At 31.0% G+C, this 374-nt stretch carries 1 pseudogene; it reads right to left on the bottom strand.

Annotated elements, in window-relative coordinates:
* Positions 1-108: 108 nt before the first annotated feature.
* Positions 109-369: pseudogene (locus MKO96_RS29265) on the bottom strand (DUF6985 domain-containing protein); the annotation flags it as partial.
* Positions 370-374: the final 5 nt, after the last annotated feature.

The following is a 374-nucleotide window of genomic DNA, read 5'->3' on the forward strand; positions in this document are numbered from 1 at the left end:
TAAAAGTTAAATGATCATTATTTTTTCTCTCTTGTATTTGCAGCTGATTTTGAGCATACTTCATGATGGTTGTACCATCATAAAGTATGTACTTTTTAACAGCCTATTTTAAATTGCAACGTCTTGATAACCTACTTCAGTTACTTTTTCATTTAGCAAACGAATCCCTAGCCCATTTTCTGTATCCCATGTACAATTAAATGTAATTCCAATATCCCGACCGTCAAAAATACCTGCATAGGGAACAACAATCCCATCTAAACTTATCATTTCTAATATTTCATTAGTTGTTTCAACTAATGGATATTTTTCATTTACTTCAATATCATAACCTAGTGCCTGACGCTCTTGTTTGTAATAGTCTAATATTCATT

Source organism: Bacillus sp. ES1-5 (assembly GCF_022487605.1).
GTDB lineage: Bacteria > Bacillota > Bacilli > Bacillales > Bacillaceae_G > Bacillus_A > Bacillus_A wiedmannii.